The 15626-nt window shown below is 65.5% G+C and carries 15 protein-coding genes; 9 read left to right on the top strand and 6 right to left on the bottom strand.

The window, feature by feature from the left end; translation table 11 throughout:
* Window positions 1–252: 252 nt before the first annotated feature.
* Entirely contained in the window at window positions 253–1032 is a 780-nt protein-coding gene (locus tag ABMA10_RS21420) for an IclR family transcriptional regulator (RefSeq protein WP_347869881.1), read from the top strand.
* Here the strand turns inward: ABMA10_RS21420 and ABMA10_RS21415 are convergent.
* From ABMA10_RS21415 to ABMA10_RS21400, 4 genes are read right to left on the bottom strand one after another with little or no spacing between them, the layout of a single operon-like run.
* A complete protein-coding gene (locus tag ABMA10_RS21415; RefSeq protein ID WP_347869880.1) occupies window positions 1026–1700 on the bottom strand; it encodes an SDR family NAD(P)-dependent oxidoreductase in 675 nt (224 codons plus the stop codon). The genes ABMA10_RS21420 and ABMA10_RS21415 overlap by 7 nt on opposite strands.
* The gene (locus tag ABMA10_RS21410; RefSeq protein ID WP_347869879.1) at window positions 1697–2737 is read right to left on the bottom strand and encodes a zinc-dependent alcohol dehydrogenase; all 1041 of its coding nucleotides are present in this window, start codon (window positions 2735–2737) and stop codon (window positions 1697–1699) included. Before ABMA10_RS21410 ends, ABMA10_RS21415 begins: the two co-directional genes overlap by 4 nt.
* Complete coding sequence (locus tag ABMA10_RS21405) at window positions 2734–3594, bottom strand: fumarylacetoacetate hydrolase family protein (protein WP_431030988.1); 861 nt, start codon at window positions 3592–3594, stop codon at window positions 2734–2736. The genes ABMA10_RS21410 and ABMA10_RS21405 overlap by 4 nt, the downstream gene beginning before the upstream one ends.
* A 7-nt stretch (window positions 3595–3601) precedes the next feature.
* Window positions 3602–4519 (bottom strand): SMP-30/gluconolactonase/LRE family protein, encoded by a 918-nt coding sequence (locus ABMA10_RS21400; protein ID WP_347869877.1) that lies wholly within the window; start codon window positions 4517–4519, stop codon window positions 3602–3604.
* Between the two features lie 119 nt (window positions 4520–4638).
* On the opposite strand from ABMA10_RS21400, the gene ABMA10_RS21395 reads away from it, so the two are divergent.
* From ABMA10_RS21395 to ABMA10_RS21380, 4 genes are all read left to right on the top strand, one after another.
* Entirely contained in the window at window positions 4639–6357 is a 1719-nt protein-coding gene (locus ABMA10_RS21395) for an IlvD/Edd family dehydratase (protein ID WP_347869876.1), read from the top strand.
* Window positions 6344–9181 (top strand): FAD-binding and (Fe-S)-binding domain-containing protein, encoded by a 2838-nt coding sequence (locus ABMA10_RS21390; protein WP_414693700.1) that lies wholly within the window; start codon window positions 6344–6346, stop codon window positions 9179–9181. Before ABMA10_RS21395 ends, ABMA10_RS21390 begins: the two co-directional genes overlap by 14 nt.
* 302 nt (window positions 9182–9483) lie before the next feature.
* Complete coding sequence (locus ABMA10_RS21385) at window positions 9484–10122, top strand: GntR family transcriptional regulator (protein ID WP_347869875.1); 639 nt, start codon at window positions 9484–9486, stop codon at window positions 10120–10122.
* A 342-nt stretch (window positions 10123–10464) separates the two neighbouring features.
* Window positions 10465–11148, top strand: coding sequence for a helix-turn-helix domain-containing protein (locus ABMA10_RS21380; RefSeq protein ID WP_347869874.1), 684 nt, complete (start codon window positions 10465–10467; stop codon window positions 11146–11148).
* On the opposite strand, the gene ABMA10_RS21375 is transcribed toward ABMA10_RS21380, so the two are convergent.
* Window positions 11124–11522: a VOC family protein gene (locus tag ABMA10_RS21375; RefSeq protein WP_347869873.1), complete on the bottom strand. Its 399-nt coding sequence runs from the start codon at window positions 11520–11522 to the stop codon at window positions 11124–11126. The two genes, ABMA10_RS21380 and ABMA10_RS21375, sit on opposite strands and share 25 nt — an antisense overlap.
* Window positions 11523–11817: 295 nt before the next feature.
* On the opposite strand from ABMA10_RS21375, the gene ABMA10_RS21370 reads away from it, so the two are divergent.
* The 4 genes from ABMA10_RS21370 (at window position 11818) to ABMA10_RS21355 (ending at window position 14734) form a co-directional block, all read left to right on the top strand.
* Complete coding sequence (locus tag ABMA10_RS21370; RefSeq protein WP_347869872.1) at window positions 11818–12528, top strand: hypothetical protein; 711 nt, start codon at window positions 11818–11820, stop codon at window positions 12526–12528.
* Between the two features lie 111 nt (window positions 12529–12639).
* On the top strand, window positions 12640–13200 hold the full coding sequence (locus tag ABMA10_RS21365; protein WP_347869871.1) for an SdpA family antimicrobial peptide system protein: 561 nt from the start codon (window positions 12640–12642) through the stop codon (window positions 13198–13200).
* 98 nt (window positions 13201–13298) lie between these two features.
* Window positions 13299–14210: a sporulation-delaying protein SdpB family protein gene (locus ABMA10_RS21360; RefSeq protein WP_347869870.1), complete on the top strand. Its 912-nt coding sequence runs from the start codon at window positions 13299–13301 to the stop codon at window positions 14208–14210.
* A complete protein-coding gene (locus tag ABMA10_RS21355) occupies window positions 14207–14734 on the top strand; it encodes a hypothetical protein (protein WP_347869869.1) in 528 nt (175 codons plus the stop codon). The genes ABMA10_RS21360 and ABMA10_RS21355 overlap by 4 nt, the downstream gene beginning before the upstream one ends.
* A 22-nt stretch (window positions 14735–14756) precedes the next feature.
* Here the strand turns inward: ABMA10_RS21355 and ABMA10_RS21350 are convergent, their stop codons facing one another.
* Window positions 14757–15425 (bottom strand): response regulator transcription factor, encoded by a 669-nt coding sequence (locus ABMA10_RS21350; protein WP_347869868.1) that lies wholly within the window; start codon window positions 15423–15425, stop codon window positions 14757–14759.
* Window positions 15426–15626: the final 201 nt, after the last annotated feature.

Genomic DNA, 15626 nt, shown 5'->3' with positions numbered 1-15626 from the left:
CAGGGGGAGACGGCAGTGGTCATCTCCTCCTCTAGCGGAGGAGAGCCAAGACCGGTCCTTTCACGTCGAACCCGGTGTCGGCCGATCAGCGATGGCGCACACGGTGCGGCGAGAACTGCCAAAGCTGTCCCAGCTCGCTCGGTGTCCCGACGCGCTGGGTGATCACTGCTCATCGATGATGAGTTAAGGTAGAGCGCGCCAGATAGGCTGTCGACCTGATGGAATTCCGTTCCGGCTAGTGAAAAGAACACGATGGTAGATGGAGACGAACGCGTCGTCGGCGCGGCTCGCGTGCTCGCCGTGCTCACAGCTCTCGCGCAGTACCCGACGGGCGTCTCTCTCGACGACCTCACCGGTCGACTCGGTGGCTCGAAGTCCACGGTCCATCGGGCGCTCGCGTCGCTCCGCAGTGCAGGCCTCGCGGATCAGGTATCTCGAGGCGTCTACGTGCTCGGAGACGAGTTCCTGCGGTTGGCCTTCCTGAACGCCGCACAGCGCCCAGCGGCCGCTCGCGTCGAACCGATCCTGCGGTCCCTCGCTGAACGGTACGGCGAGACCGCCCACTTCGCCGTGCTCGACGGCACCGAGGTTGTCTACCGGGCGAAAGTGGACCCTCCAGGTGGTGCTGTCCGCCTCACCTCCGAGATCGGTGGTCGCAACCCGGCCTACTGCACCGGCGTCGGCAAGCTCCTCCTCGCATTCGAGATGTCGACCAAGGAGGAGCTTCGACAACGTCTGGGCGACGTCGAACTGGTCGGGCGCACCGATCGCACGATCACGTCGATCGACGTGCTCTGGGACGAACTGGCCACTATCCGGGGACGCGGCTGGGCGGTGGACGATCAGGAGAACGAAGTCGGCGTCAACTGCATCGCCCTTCCGTTCCGCCTCGACCCCGCCCTGCCGGCGATGGGCGCGATCAGCGTCAGCGCGCTTGCATTCCGGATGCCGTTGGACCGGCTCATCGCCGAGGAGCAGGAGATCCGTTCGTTCATCGAGATCCGGTCGCAGGGCGCGGTCGACGATCAGTAGGTCGCGCGCCCGCCACTGATGTCGTAAACGGCACCGGTCGAGAAACTAACCTTGTCCGACGCCAGCCAGGCGACGAGTTCGGCGACCTCTTCGGCTCGCCCGATCCGCTTCATCGGGATGAGTCCGGTGATGTGGGCGAGCGCCTCTGGGGCCGTCTCGGCGTTCATTGGAGTGGCGATGACGGCAGGGGCGATCGCGTTGACGATGACTCCGGTTGTGGCGAGCTCCTTGCCGGCCGACTTCGTGAGCGCGATGACCGCGGCTTTCGACGCCGAGTAGATGGAGAGGTTGGGGTTGCCGTCCTTGCCGGCCATGCTCGCGAAGTTGACGACCCGACCCCAGCCGCGCTCCACCATGCCCGGCACGAAGGTGCGCATCGTGGCGACCGTGCCGAGCACGTTGACGGACAGGACCTGCTGCCAGTTAGCGGACGTGGTCTCGACGAGTGGGACCCCTGGCCCGACGATCCCCGCCGAGTTGATGAGGATGTCGACGGCACCGAGTTCGGCTGCAAGCGCGGTCAGGGCCGTTTCGTCGGTGATGTCGAGGTGATGGTCGGCGTCGCCCGCGAGGTCGACGGTGATGACCTCGATGCCGTCCGCGCGGAGTCGTTCGGCGGTGGCTGCTCCGAGTCCGCGTGCGCCTCCGGTGATGAGAGCTGTGGTCATGATGCGCTCCTTGAGTCGGGGGATTCGGTGCTGATGCCGACCTGGATCTTGGGGCCGGAACCGGCACCTGCCGGTCGCGCACCGGCGAGGGCGGGTTCGAGGTCGTCGAGTGGCACTGTCGCAGCCACGAGTGGACGTGGGTCGACGTCGCCGCGGGCGTACGCTTCGACCGTGCCGGTCAGTCCGGGTGATGCGCTGAGGATACCCACGGCAGTGACGTCCTTCAGTGCGAGCGTCCTGGTGTCGATGACGCTCGGTGACCCTGCGAGACCGACGTAGACGACGCGTCGGCCCGGCTCGACGAGGTCCAGTGCGCGGGCGGGGAGATGGGGTGCGTTCGACGCTTCGATCACGGCGTCCCAGGCGAGATCCGGGAGCTCGTCCTCGGTCCAGACGCCGTCGAAACCGAGCGTGCGGGCGAAGCGGAGGGAGCGCTCGCTCCGACCGAGGAGGTGGACTTCAGCACCTGCGGCCCGCGCGAACATCGCCGCGAGGAGTCCGATCGTGCCGGGGCCCAGGATGAGCGCACGGTCGCCGGGTCCGAGGTCGGCGGCCTGTACGGAACGGAGGGCGTTGCCGCCGGGCTCGACGAGTGCGCCCAGCGCGTCGTCGACCGAGTCCGGAAGGGCCCTGAGCGAGCTGGCAGGCACGGCGAGTTGCTCGGCCAGGGCGCCGGGTCGGCCGTCCCTGATGCCGAGTTCGCCGCGGAACGCACAGACGTGCTGGTAGCCGCGCGTGCAGCGGCGGCAGACGCCGCAGCCGAGCATCGTGTCTCCGGTCACGCGGCGTCCGAGCCAACGGGTGTCGACGCCCTCGCCGAGCGCCGTCACGGTACCCATCCACTCGTGTCCGATGCGCAGCGGGTACGAGCTGAATCCGTCTGCGAGGTATTGCATGTCCCCGGTGAAGAGCTCGATGTCGGTCCCGCAGATCCCTGCTCGGTGGACGTCCACGACGACCTCCCCGGGGTGCGCGACGGGTGGCTCGACGTCCTGGACGCCTGCCTCGCCGGGCGCTGTGATGACGAAGGCCTTCATCGCGGAGCGAGGACGTGCTGTCGTTGTGAGCCGAGGCTGTCGATGCCGAGCTCCATGACGTCACCGGGCTGCAGCCAGATCGGCGGCGTGAACCCCATGCCGACACCGGGCGGTGTACCCGTGTTGATGAGGTCACCCGGTTCGAGGACGAGGAACTGACTGAGGTAGTGGACGATGAAGTACGGGTCGAAGATCATCGTGGAGGTCGATCCGGTCTGGCGGCGGACGCCGTTGACGTCGAGCCACATCCCGAGCCCGGTCACATCGTCGATCTCATCGGGCGTGACCAGCCACGGGCCCGCCGGGTTGAAGGTCTCTGCCGACTTGCCCTTCGCCCACTGGCCGTTGCGCTCGAGTTGGAACGCCCGCTCGCTGACGTCGTTCACCGTGACGAAGCCGGCGATCGCCTCGCGGGCGTCGTCGACCGAGTCGAGGTAGCTCGTGCGCTTCCCGATGACGATGCCGAGCTCGACCTCCCAGTCGGGTTTCGTCGAGCCACGGGGGATGCGGACGTCGTCGTTCGGGCCGATGAGGGTGTTCGGTGACTTGGTGAAGAGGATCGGTTCGTCGGGGACCGCCTGGCCGGTCTCGGCGGCGTGGTCGCTGTAGTTCAGGCCGATGCAGAGGATCTGATGCGGGCGGGCGATCGGCGCGCCGACGCGGATGCCACCGATCGGGTGCGCTTCTCCGCGTCGCGCGCGTTCCTCGACGATGGGGCGGATGCGCTCGATGCCACCGGACCCGAAGAACCGCTCGTCGAAGTCCGTGACCACGTCGGAGAGGTCGATGTAGGAGTCGTCGCCGACGAGCGCCGCGGGCGTCTCCGCTCCGGCTGGTCCGATGCGCAACAGTTTCATGGTGTCCTCACGAGAGATCGGGGATTGTTGGAGCGGTGAACCCGCCCCACTGGGTCACCGGGGCGCCGAGCACCCCTGGCACGACGGTGAACAGCTTCCCGGAATCGGGATGCTCGAGGAGTTGCGCCGGCGTCAGGTCCTGAGTCGCCGTCGTGATCACCAAGGTGTCCAGAAGCGGTCCTGCGAACGCGACACTCGAGGTGTGCAGGGCGGCGGTGGCGACAACCGTGACGAGATCGCCTCCAGGGGAGTAGCGGTGGACCTCGCCGAGGCCCCACATCGCGATCCACAGATGGTCCTCGGCGTCGAGGCACATGCCGTCCGGGTAGCCTGCTGCGAGTTCGAGGAACACCTCGCGGCGTCCGACGGCGCCATGCTCCGGGTCATAGGCCCGGCGGTAGACCGTCCGTCGGAGCGTGTCGACGCTGTAGAGGATGCGGCCGTCCGAGCTCCACCCGAGCCCGTTGGAGAGCGTGAGGTCACCATCGATGACCCGCATCGAGCCCGACTGGTCGATTGCGGTGAGTGTCTCGCTCTCGGGTTCATCGTCGGTCAGGCTGAGCGAGCCGATGAGGAATCGCCCTGCAGGATCGACTTTGCCGTCGTTCAGACGCCGGCCGCTCCCGGGCGGGATGATGCGCGGTCCCTCGTGCAGATGACCGTTCGCCGTCTGCACCATGAGTGTCTCAGAGCCCGCGATGAGCAGGTCTCCGTCCAGGGAGGTGGCGATCGCCCCCACCGTCCGATCGAATCGCTGCTCGTCGGTGACCGTGATGCTGCCATCTCCGGCCAGCCCACCCTGCAGCACGAGTCCACGTCGGATATCCACCCAGAGCAGCCGATTCCGAGCGGTATCCCAGACTGGCCCCTCCGCCAGGACATGGACGGCGTCGTTGGCGACGCGGGCGACGATGCTGTCGGTCATGTGGGCGGTTCTCCAGGATCGCAGGGAGGGAGGACGGAGGGGCGTGCCCTTTTCGCGTCGAGACCTTATGCTACTCAGAAGTTCTAACAGTTGAACAGCAATTCTGAAAGTTGGGAAAAATGAGTTCCAGGCTACGGAGTTCCGAGTGGTACGACGGCGACGACCGGAACGCGTACATCCACCGTGCCTGGATGCGGCGAGGGACGCCGAACTCGGCGTTCGAGGGCCGGCCGCAGATCGCGATAGCGAACACCGCCTCGGACCTCACCCCCTGTAACTCGCATCTCGACGAGGTGGCTCAGTCGGTGAAGAACGGCATCTACGAGGCCGGCGGCATCCCCCTCAACCTGCCCGTCGTCTCCCTCGGTGAGACGCAGGTGCGCCCGACCGCGATGCTCTGGCGCAATATGGCGGCGATGGCGACCGAGGAGATGCTGCGGGCCAATCCGATCGACGGCGTCGTCCTGCTCGGTGGCTGCGACAAGACCATCCCGGCGCTCCTCATGGCGGCGGCCTCGGTCGATCTGCCGGCCGTCGTCGTACCCGGTGGTCCGATGATCACGGGCTCGTTCCGCGGTCAGGACCTCGGCTGCGGTACCGACGTCTGGCGGTTGAGCGAGGAGGTCCGAGCCGGGACGCTCAGTGAGCAGGCCTTCCTGAAGTCCGAGTCGTCGATGATCCGGAGCAAGGGCCACTGCAACACGATGGGCACGGCGTCGACGATGGCGCTCGTCGCCGAAGCGCTCGGCACGATCATCCCGGGTCTCGCCGGAACGCCGGCACCGGACAGCCGCCTCCTCGAGGCCGCGCACGAGACGGGCCGTCTGGCCGTCCAGCTCGTGGCTGAGGACCGTCGCCCCAGCACGTTCCTCACCGCTCGGAACTTCCACAACGCGATCGTCGCGCTCGCCGCCATCGGAGGGTCGACGAATGCTGTCGTGCACCTGCTCGCCATTGCGGGTCGACTCGGCATCGATCTGACCATCGACGACTTCGACCGCATCGGGGCGAACGTGCCGCTCCTCGTGAACCTGCAACCCGCAGGACGTTTTCTCATGGACGACCTGCAGCGGGCGGGAGGCTTCCTCGCCGTTCTGCGCGAGGTCCGTGACCTGCTCGACCCTGACGCGCTCACCATCACCGGCAAGCCCCTGGTCGATTACCTCGACGATGCCCGGATCTGGGATCCGGAGGTCATCACGCCACGTGAGTCTCCGCTGCTGCCGGCCGCCGGCATCTCGGTCTTGCGCGGCAGCCTCGCTCCGGGTGGCGCGATCATCAAGCCGGCAGCGGCCTCGCCGCACCTGCTCAAGCACCGGGGACCGGCGGTCGTGTTCGACAGCATCGAGGACTTCCATGCGCGCATCGACGACCCCGAGCTCGACATCGACGAGAACTCGATCATGGTGCTTCGCGGCTGCGGGCCGCGTGGCTACCCCGGCATGCCGGAGGTGTCCAACATGCCGCTGCCGAAGAAGCTCCTCGAGCGGGGCGTGCGAGACATGGTGCGCATCTGCGACGGCCGGATGAGCGGCACCGCGTACGGCACCGTCGTCCTCCACGTCACGCCGGAAGCGGCCGCGGGCGGTCCACTGGGGCTCGTGCAGACAGGCGACAGCATCCTGCTCGACGTCCGGGCTGGGCGTCTCGAGCTGGAGGTCCCGGCGGAGGAACTCGCGCTCCGGGTCCCCAACGAGGCAACCGTGCAGGGCTTCGCGAATCCGCGCAGCGGGTGGGAGCGCCTGTACATCGACCACGTCATGCAGGCCGACACCGGTGCCGACCTCGACTTCCTGCGCGGCTCACGTGGATCGAAGGTGAGCCGTGAGTCGCACTGAGAGGTCCACCACCTTGGCGTCGGTCTCCGACGATCTGATCGCGGCACTCGACGGTGCGGCTCCCGGGGCGGTCGCGACGCGCGCGACGGATCGTCTCGCGTCTGCACACGACGCCTCGCACTACTTGCTGACACCGCAGGCCGTGGTCACGCCGACGACGGCCGGCGAGGTGGCAGCCATCCTCGCCGCCGGTCGAAGCCAGGGAGTGCCGGTGACGTTCCGTTCCGGCGGGACCAGCCTCAGTGGCCAGGCCAGCTCCTCCGGCGTGCTGATCGACACGAGGCGCCACTTCCGCGGAATCGATGTCCTGGATGCCGGTCACCGCGTCCGCACCGGGCCCGGCGCAACGGTCCGTGCAGTGAACACGCGACTCGCCCGCCACAACCGGAAGCTCGGCCCGGACCCGGCGAGCGAGATCGCGTGCACCATCGGTGGGGTCGTTGCGAACAATTCCAGTGGCATGGCGTGCGGCATCTCGGACAACACCTACCGCACGCTGGAATCAGCGACGCTCGTGCTGCCGAGCGGCACCATCCTCGACACATCGGCACCGGACGCGGACGAGCATCTCGCGCATGCAGAACCTGAGCTCCACGCCGGACTCCTGCGCCTGCGGGACCGGGTCCGGAGCAACCCCGAGTCGGTGGCGACCATTCGCGAGCTGTATGCGATCAAGAACACGATGGGCTACGGCCTGAACTCGTTCCTCGACCACGACAGCGCCGTCGACCTCCTGCTGCACCTCGTGATCGGCAGCGAGGGCACGCTGGCCTTCGTCGCGCAGGCGACCTTCCGCACGGTTGCAATCGGTGGCTCGGTCGCTACCGGCCTCCTGGTCTTCAACGACCTCGCGGCTGCCACCAGCGCTCTGCCGGCGCTCGTTGCAGCCGGTTTCGCAACGATCGAACTGCTGGACGCGACCAGTCTGCGCGTCGCCCAGCGCGACCCCGAGGCGACCGAGGACCTCCTCGCGCTCCAGGTCGACGACCACGCGGCCCTTCTTGTCGAGTACCAGGAGGGCTCCGAGCAATCGCTCTCCGTCCGCTTGGCGCAAGCCGCCGAGGTGCTCGGCATCCTGCCCCTCGCGAGGCCCGGCGTGCTCAGCACCGACCCCGTTCGTCGCGCTCAGCTGTGGCACATCCGCAAGGGTCTGTACACCCTCGTCGCGGGCAGCCGCCCGTCCGGGACGACCGCGCTGCTCGAGGACATCGCCGTTCCCGTCCATCGCCTCTACGAGACCTGCACGCAACTCATCCAGCTGTTCGACCAGCACGGCTACGAGGACAGCGTCATCTTCGGCCATGCCAAGGACGGCAACATCCACTTCATGCTCAACGAGCGGCTCGACGACCCGGACTCCCTCCGACGCTACGAGGCCTTCACGGAGGAGATGGTCGACGTCGTGCTCGCCCAGGGCGGAACGCTCAAGGCGGAACACGGCACGGGCCGGATCATGGCGCCGTTCGTGAGGCGCCAGTACGGCGACGAGCTCTACGAGGTGATGCAGGAGCTGAAGCGCCTCGTCGACCCGAGCGGCCTCCTCAATCCCGGCGTCCTCCTCAACGACGATCCTGAGGCGCACGTCCGCGACCTCAAGACCGCGCCGACCGTCGAAGCAGAGGTCGACCGGTGTGTGGAGTGCGGCTATTGCGAACCTGTCTGCCCGAGCCGTGACATCACGACGACCCCGCGGGAGCGAATCGTCCTCCGGCGAGAGATCGCTCGTGCAGAGACGGCTGGCGACACGGTGCTGTTGCAGACCCTCGAACGCGAATACGAGTATGACGCCGTCGAGACGTGTGCCGTGGACGGCATGTGCCAGATCGCCTGCCCGGTGCAGATCAACACCGGCGACCTCACCCGACGACTCCGGGCTGAGAACGCCAACGCGCTCGCGCAGGCGGGTTGGAAGACCGTCGCCAAGAACTGGGATGCCGTCAGCCGGGTCGGCGGCATCGCCCTCACCGTTGCGAAGGCGGTGCCGTCCGCCCTTCCGGGTCTCGCGACCACCGTCGGGCGCGCGGCCCTCGGCCACGACACCCTTCCTCAGTACTCGGCGGACCTTCCTGCGGGTGGCCGACGACGCCAGGTGATCAGAGCCGAGCACCCCGTCGCCGTGTACTTCTCCAGCTGCACCACGACGATGTTCGGACCCGAGGGCAGCGACGGCGTCGGCGAGTCCTTCCTCCGCCTGTGCGAACGCGCAGGCGTGGCCATCTCGACCCCCGATAACATCCCGTCGTTGTGTTGCGGCACCCCGTGGAAGTCCAAGGGACTGACTGACGGCTACGCCGAGATGCGGTCCCGGGTTGTCGCATCGTTGCAGCGGGCAACACGAGAGGGGGAGCTGCCGGTCGTCTGCGATGCCTCCTCCTGCACGGAGGGACTCCAAGTCTTGCTGGACAGCGCTGGAGAGCTGGGCATCCGGGTCATCGACGCGGTCGCCTTCGTAGAAAAGACGGTGCTCCCTCACCTGCCCGTCGGCGCGAAGGTCGCCTCGCTCGCCTTGCATCCGACATGCTCGTCACGTCGACTGGGCATCGATGGGGCACTCGCTCGAATAGCCGCTGCCGCTGCCGACGAAGTGTTGGTCCCGGACGACTGGGGGTGCTGCGCATTCGCGGGGGACCGCGGAATGCTGCACCCGGAGCTGACGGCGTCCGCCACGGCCCTGGAGGCCGCGGAGGTCGGACGGGTGGCTGTCGCCGCGCACGCGTCGGTCAATCGGACCTGCGAACTCGGCATGACTCGGGCGACGGGCGAGCCCTATCGGCATGTCCTCCAAGTCCTCGACGACACGATGCCGATCGTCACTCGTGGGTGACGATCGACGATCGACACCACGTCAGGTCGTCTGGGCTTGCTGCACGGTCAAGTGACATCAGTCAACCAAACCGTCGGCACTCCCTCTTCCTGATTCGATCTCCTGAGAGGACGACCAGGTTCGCGGGGGTGGTCTACCTCGTCGAGGTGCTCACGACGTACTCGGGCGGAGTCGATCGTCTGTGGATCGGCAGACGATACCGTCTTCTCGGGCGTTTGGTGCAGCCTGGCCCACGGGTGGTCGGCTGATGTGGTTAGACTCAGTGATACGCGTCAAATGTTGATTAGCGAGAAGGAGTTAGCATGCCAGTGCCCACCCAGTTGCCCGAGGTCGAACGGAAGTCGCTGCGTGATGCGGCCGTCGAGCAGATCCGTGCGGCGATCTTCGACGGCACGCTGGAGCCGGGAGAGCACCTGAACGACCAGGAGCTGCAGGCGTGGCTGGGCATTTCGCGCACGCCGATCCGTGAGGCGTTGAACGATCTCGCCCGGGTCGGCCTGGTGGAGATGGCGGCGCAGAAGTGGACGCGCGTGGCGTTGCCGACGCCGGAGGACCGCACGCAGATTCTGCAGACGTTGGGCGCGCTCGTCGGTGGAGTGGTGCGGGTGACTGTGCCGACCCTGACTGATGATCAGCGGGCGCTGGCTCTGCACGCTGTCGAAGGAGTGATCGCCACGGTGGTCGCGCGGGATACGTTCGAGCACGGCGCGAAGGCGTGGGCGATGGTGGACCTGATCATCGACCTGTGCCCGAACCAGTACCTTGTTCGCGCGGCGAGGGATCAGATCGACTCGCTTGCGTTCCAGCTGTCGGTGACGAGAACTGCGGAGTCCACGGATTGGGGTCGTCTCGATGACGGATACCCGCGGTTGTTGGAAGCACTGAAGACTGGCGACGCGATCGGTGCTGAGCTCGCGGCCGAGACGGTGTTCCACCTCTGAGGCAGCATTCTGCGCCGGCGAGCGGAGCGTGGAGATGCTCGAATCCGACCGTCCTCGCTGACGCTCATCGCCACCCGCGTACAGTGGCGTGATGATTGCGACACTGGGATACCTCGTAGCCGTCGCTGTCGTCGGTGGCATCGTCTGGCTGCTGGGGGCGCTTCGGATCACGCGGAAAGGACGTATCGCGGCCGAACGGCGAAGCGATGATACGTCGCGTCGCCGGCGATGAGTTCGGCAAGCCGTCGTCCGAAGTCACCGCTCTCGGAACGACAATGACCGTGATCCTCCAGCGCGAGCGTCCTCGGTGTTCGGGCGCTCTTCCGCTGGGACAATAGGCGGATGTACTCCGAGATCGCCCTGCCGCACGGTGCGGCCGTGTGGCGATCGGCCGGCAGTGGCGGCGGGGTCATCGTGCCCGCCGATGGTTGCGTCGACCTGATCCTCCGCGACGGCGGGGTGGACGTGGCAGGGCCCTCGACGCGATGGCTTGTGACGGCACGCGACGGTGGTGGCGGGTCTACCGGGCTCCGCCTCCCGCCGGGGCGGGCGAACCAGCTGCTCGGTACCGATCTCTCACTCATCGCGGACCAACTGATTCCACTGGAGGACTTCGTCGTCCGGGGCATCGCGGCACGACTCCGTGAAGCGATGATACGTCTCGAGGCCGGACCCGGATCCAACACTGCTTCGCCGCCGCTGGGGGCGGAGCTCGATGGGTCAAGCCGTTGGTCCGACGCCGTACGCCGCGCTGCGTACGAAGCGGTCGCCGCGGTCGAGGCGGCCGCAACATTCAGCGGTTCCGACCGAACCTTCCGGCGGCGGATGCTCACGTCCTTCGGATACGGCTACGCCACTCTCGTACGCCTCGAGCGAGCACGTCGGGCGCAGCGTTCGCTGCGATCAGGATCGTCGATCACAGCTGCGGCGGCTGAGGCGGGCTTCGCCGACCAGTCACATCTCTCGCGGGAGTTCGCGCGACTGGTCGGCCAGAGCCCGGCTCAGTTCGCATCCAGCTCGGCGTAGAGGTCGACCGAGTTCCCGTCGGGGTCGAGCAGGGTCGCATACCGCTGGCCCCAGTGGGCGTCCCATGGATGGACGTGCGCGGTGTACCCGGCAGAGGTCAGTGCTGTGAAGGCGGCGTCGACCTCCGCTGCCGTCCCCTTGGCGAAGGCGAGGGCGATCCGGTGTCCGCCGGACGCTGGGATGAACGCCGGGTCGAATGCGCGTACTGTCTCGACAGTGTCCCAGGCCAGGGTCACACCGTCGTCGAGCTTCGCATCCACGTGCGGTTGCTCGTCCTGATCCGGGTCGATGTGCACGCCCAGCGCGCGGTAGAAGGCGAGGGAAGCCGCCATGTCGTTGGTCACGATGCCGATGAAGCCGAGTTTCAGTGTCATGCCCTCACCGTATGGCGCCTCGCGGACCTGGTCGTGAACGGAATGGCCAGCACTACCCGACCCAGTCGATCGAGCCGAGAGTCGTGATCCACGGGTCAACGATGCGATCGCACTCGCGGTGCCGGTGGTCGTGGATGTCCTGCTGGGCTGACCGTCTTTCGCGGTGACCTGCAGAACGCTCTCCGGATGTACATGTGGCTACCAAAGTCGCTACCGATGAGTCGTGCGTTACGGGAACCTGAGCTTCGGGCCGGTAAGGGTCTAGCCCGAACAGTAAGGGAAGCGAGATTGAGTCATGAAGACATCGTTGAAGCGGGTTCCGACAACGCTTGCGTCAGTAGCCACCGCGATCGCGCTGGTCCTGGGGTACGGTTTGGCGGCGCCCGCGGCGTACGCCGCTCCGAGCGCGAGCGCGAAGGGTGAGGCCGGCCAGGACCTAACCGCGAAGGACATCGAGCTGATCGATGGTCTCCTGTTCGGCATCGGCCCAGCGGCCAAGGAGTTCGGCAACAGTATCGACACGTTGTTCAGCGACGACGAGCTGGTCACTGTGCAGGGGTACATCGAGTCCACCCGTACGGCGTTCGTCGACGCGAAATCCACGGAGGTCAAGGCGGCAGTGGACGAGCTTCGATCGGGATCCGTCAACTCGACCCAGGCTGGAATCGACGGCCTGAGCGGTGCATTCAATGAGCACATTAGCGAGACGTACACAGCTGAAGAACTCGAGAACGCCGTCGAGACCGTCGGCGACGTTCAAGTCGTGCCCATGTGCGGCGCGGTAGCGGCTTGCGCAGCTGCTGTCGTGGTCGTCGTCTACGCAGGAGCGATCGTCCACAACGCGGCTGCGATCACCGCAGCAGGTGCAGTCGTCGTCTCCGTGTACCTCTGGTGCGGAGCCTGGGTGGGCTGTGGTCGTGCCGCCGCAAGCAGTGGCGAAGAGCGGGTCCAGGAGGAGAAGTTCCTCGCAAACGCGACGCGCGTCGGGGCCAGCTACCCGCAATAGTCCGTTGTCAGTGGCAAGGTGCGAGATCGATCTCGCACCTTGCCACTGAGAACAACCCGAGACGCCTGAGGTCAGGAACGCGTGAGTAAGCCAAGTGAGAACCGATCAGACATGAGCAAGCCGATGTGGGTGACGCTGTCGATGGCGGTGATCCTGGTTGCGGTCGTCTTTCTGTCCTCCACTCCAGTCAGCACCCACACCTCGGGCGCACTCAAAGACTTCACCCTCATTCTGAAAGAGGTCGCGCCACAAGGTTGGGGATTCTTTACCAAGGATCCCCGGACCCCCTTCGTGACGGCCTACACGATGACTGACCAGAGGACCTGGGCTCACGTCACCCGAGGGCCGAACGCCCTCCCGAGTAACGCTTTTGGGTTGAACCGAGAATCCCGGCTGGACGAGTACGACCATTCGCAGGTCATCGGGGAGAACGATCTCGATGAAACCTGGATCGACTGCACGGGAGGCGGGCCCAGTGAATGCGCGAGCGCTGCGATCGAAGAGAACGGGGTGCAGGACTGGGCCGTCACCGGCTACGATCTCCGACTCTGCGGGAAGGTGCTCCTCGTCAGGCAGGAGCCGATGCCGATCGACTACGCGGGACTCGAGTACCAACCCAGGACTGAAGCGATCCGGGCGGACGTCGAATGCACTGTTCGGCACAGGCGGTGAACGTGCCAATGACAGCAGCCGTTGAGGACGCGGAGCTTCGCGCGGTCCGAGATGACCGACACAGGGTGCCACCTTCGAGCCAGGGGCCTCTGGCGCGAATGCAGGACTATCTCTCCGCCGTCAGCCCGTTCAGCGTGGCGCTCGGAGCAACTCGCTCGATCGTCGCCTCCGCTACGACGCTCACGCTTCTCGCCACGCCGACCGGTCAACTGTTCTTTCGGAGCGAGGCCATTCCCACTGGCGTGAACTGTGGTGGGGCCATAGGCCAGTACGGCCTCTTCTGCATTGGGAGCGAACTTGGAAACCTCGAGCTCGCACGTTGGTTAGCGATTGCACTCTTGCTTCTGGTGGTCATCGGGATCACCCCGGCTGCAACGGCAATACCGCACTGGTACGTGACGTGGAGCTTCATGACCTCGAGTACCGCCGTGGACGGAGGTGAGCATCTCTCCGCCAACTTGACCTTGATCCTCATCCCTCTCGTCGTACTCGATCGGCGACGATGGCATTGGAGCCGGGATTCACGGTACGAGACGAGGAATCCCTGGCTGAAGTGCATTGCCTATTCCGCGCTCGCATTGTTCATTGCGCAAGTTATGGGCGTCTACTTTCAGGCAAGTATTGCTAAGTTTGGCGTCCTTGAATGGTCCGACGGAACGGCACTGTGGTATTGGATGCAGAACCCGACGTTTAGTCCGCCTGAGCCTCTAGGGGGGTTCATTCGATTCCTGTTCCAGTTCCTCCCAATCACCGTGGCGGCCACATACGGTACGTTGATCCTCCAGCTCAGCCTCGTACCTGCACCCTTCTATCCATCACGTCTCCGTCGGCTACTTCTGATACTGGCCGTCATGTTCCACCTCGGGATCGCTGCAACGATGGGACTCTGGAGCTTCTCGATGATCATGATCGCTGCCGACCTCCTGCTCCTCATCCGTCCACACGAGGCGAATGACCTGAGCACGGCTTTGCACTGGCGGGGTAAACCGGCAAGAAAGGAAATCGCGTGAAAGACTCAGTTGCGTTCGTATCGCCCGCGCCGATCGGAGCACGGATCGGAGTGATATGCCTCTTCCTGCCCATCCTGGGCGTGGGGAGCATCGCCCTGCTTGATTCCCCGCCTGCCCTGAATTCCCTCGTCCTCATCGTGGTGTGTCTGGTCTTCGCTGGCACGCTACTCATCGGTGCCGCCTGGCGAACGAAGGCATACCTCACGATCACGGGCGAGGAGGTCGTCATCGGATTCGCGCCACTGTGGAGGACGCGGCTCAGCCTCAACGAGATCGCCGATGTCTCAGTCCGCACGATCGATCCCTACGCGCAGTACCGAGGGTGGGGGATCAAAGGTTCTTCGAAGGCTGCCGCCGGGCGTCTGTATTCAGCGGGAGGAACGCACTCGACGGTCATTCGAACAACGTCCCAGACGACCTACCTCGTTGCGTTCGGCACCTTGGAGACGGCTCAGACGGCCGAGACCGAACTGCATCGGGCGAAGCACAGGATGCACTCCGCGCTCGGGCGCGGCTCGATGTGACGTCAGTCCGGTTCTTGGGCCGCTACAGCGAGACGATTCCTTCGCGTGCGGCGTGTATGAGGACCTGAACCCGGTCGCGGACCCCCCATTTCTGGATGACGCGACCGAGATTGCTCTTCACCGTTGCCTCGGACAGGACGAGTCGGTTGGCAATCTCGTTGTTCGAAAGCCCCTGAGCGAGAAGTTGAACGACGCTGTACTCCCGAGGGGTGAGCGCCATCGTCTCCCGAGACAAATGTTCAGTCAGTCGATCGATTCGGTCTGCTGTGTTTCGGACGGCCAAAACGAGTTCCCGGCTGATCGTCGGAGACAGCACGGACTTTCCATCGTGTACGTCTCTGATCGCCTGAACTAGAGCATCAGGTGCGGTGTCCTTGATGAGATATCCAGAAGCGCCAGCTTGGAGGGCGGACACGATGTGCTTCTCGGACGAGAACGTCGTGACGGCGAGTACACGAGCACTCGGGACAGCTGTAGACAAACGGGCGGTCGCCTCTATTCCGTTCACATGCGGCATTTGGATGTCCATCAAGACGACATCGGGACTGTATGCCAGAGCGAGTGAAACAGCCTCTTCTCCGTCCGCAGCCTCTCCTACGACAACGAGTCCTTCCGCGTTGTCGACGAAGAGCCGAAGCGCGTTGCGTACCAATGCCTCATCGTCAGCAACAAGTACGCGAATCTCGTTCATGATCCAAGTGTACGCTGATCCAACCGAGTGCTACATCGACGAAGGTCGGTAAGATCCTAGACGTTTGGGTGTGGCGATATTGCTGACGCAAAGGCATTGTCAATTAAAGAGTTACCGCCCTTTCTGACATGGAGTGTTGAAATGCCGACCTTTGTTCCGTCTGTTAGCGCAGAACTCGCTCCAGCATTCGCGTGGCTCTGC

The sequence above is a fragment of the Plantibacter sp. RU18 genome, from assembly GCF_050613355.1.
Classification (GTDB): domain Bacteria; phylum Actinomycetota; class Actinomycetes; order Actinomycetales; family Microbacteriaceae; genus Plantibacter.
This window is presented reverse-complemented; position numbering and strand designations above follow the sequence as displayed.

Coding starts and splice junctions, on each gene's coding strand:
- ABMA10_RS21420 (WP_347869881.1), top strand. CDS start 253: ATGGTAGATGGAGACGAACGCGTCGTCGGCGCGGCTCGCGTGCTCGCC.
- ABMA10_RS21415 (WP_347869880.1), bottom strand. CDS start 1,700: ATGACCACAGCTCTCATCACCGGAGGCGCACGCGGACTCGGAGCAGCC.
- ABMA10_RS21410 (WP_347869879.1), bottom strand. CDS start 2,737: ATGAAGGCCTTCGTCATCACAGCGCCCGGCGAGGCAGGCGTCCAGGAC.
- ABMA10_RS21405 (WP_431030988.1), bottom strand. CDS start 3,594: ATGAAACTGTTGCGCATCGGACCAGCCGGAGCGGAGACGCCCGCGGCG.
- ABMA10_RS21400 (WP_347869877.1), bottom strand. CDS start 4,519: ATGACCGACAGCATCGTCGCCCGCGTCGCCAACGACGCCGTCCATGTC.
- ABMA10_RS21395 (WP_347869876.1), top strand. CDS start 4,639: ATGAGTTCCAGGCTACGGAGTTCCGAGTGGTACGACGGCGACGACCGG.
- ABMA10_RS21385 (WP_347869875.1), top strand. CDS start 9,484: ATGCCAGTGCCCACCCAGTTGCCCGAGGTCGAACGGAAGTCGCTGCGT.
- ABMA10_RS21380 (WP_347869874.1), top strand. CDS start 10,465: ATGTACTCCGAGATCGCCCTGCCGCACGGTGCGGCCGTGTGGCGATCG.
- ABMA10_RS21375 (WP_347869873.1), bottom strand. CDS start 11,522: ATGACACTGAAACTCGGCTTCATCGGCATCGTGACCAACGACATGGCG.
- ABMA10_RS21370 (WP_347869872.1), top strand. CDS start 11,818: ATGAAGACATCGTTGAAGCGGGTTCCGACAACGCTTGCGTCAGTAGCC.
- ABMA10_RS21365 (WP_347869871.1), top strand. CDS start 12,640: ATGAGCAAGCCGATGTGGGTGACGCTGTCGATGGCGGTGATCCTGGTT.
- ABMA10_RS21360 (WP_347869870.1), top strand. CDS start 13,299: ATGCAGGACTATCTCTCCGCCGTCAGCCCGTTCAGCGTGGCGCTCGGA.
- ABMA10_RS21350 (WP_347869868.1), bottom strand. CDS start 15,425: ATGAACGAGATTCGCGTACTTGTTGCTGACGATGAGGCATTGGTACGC.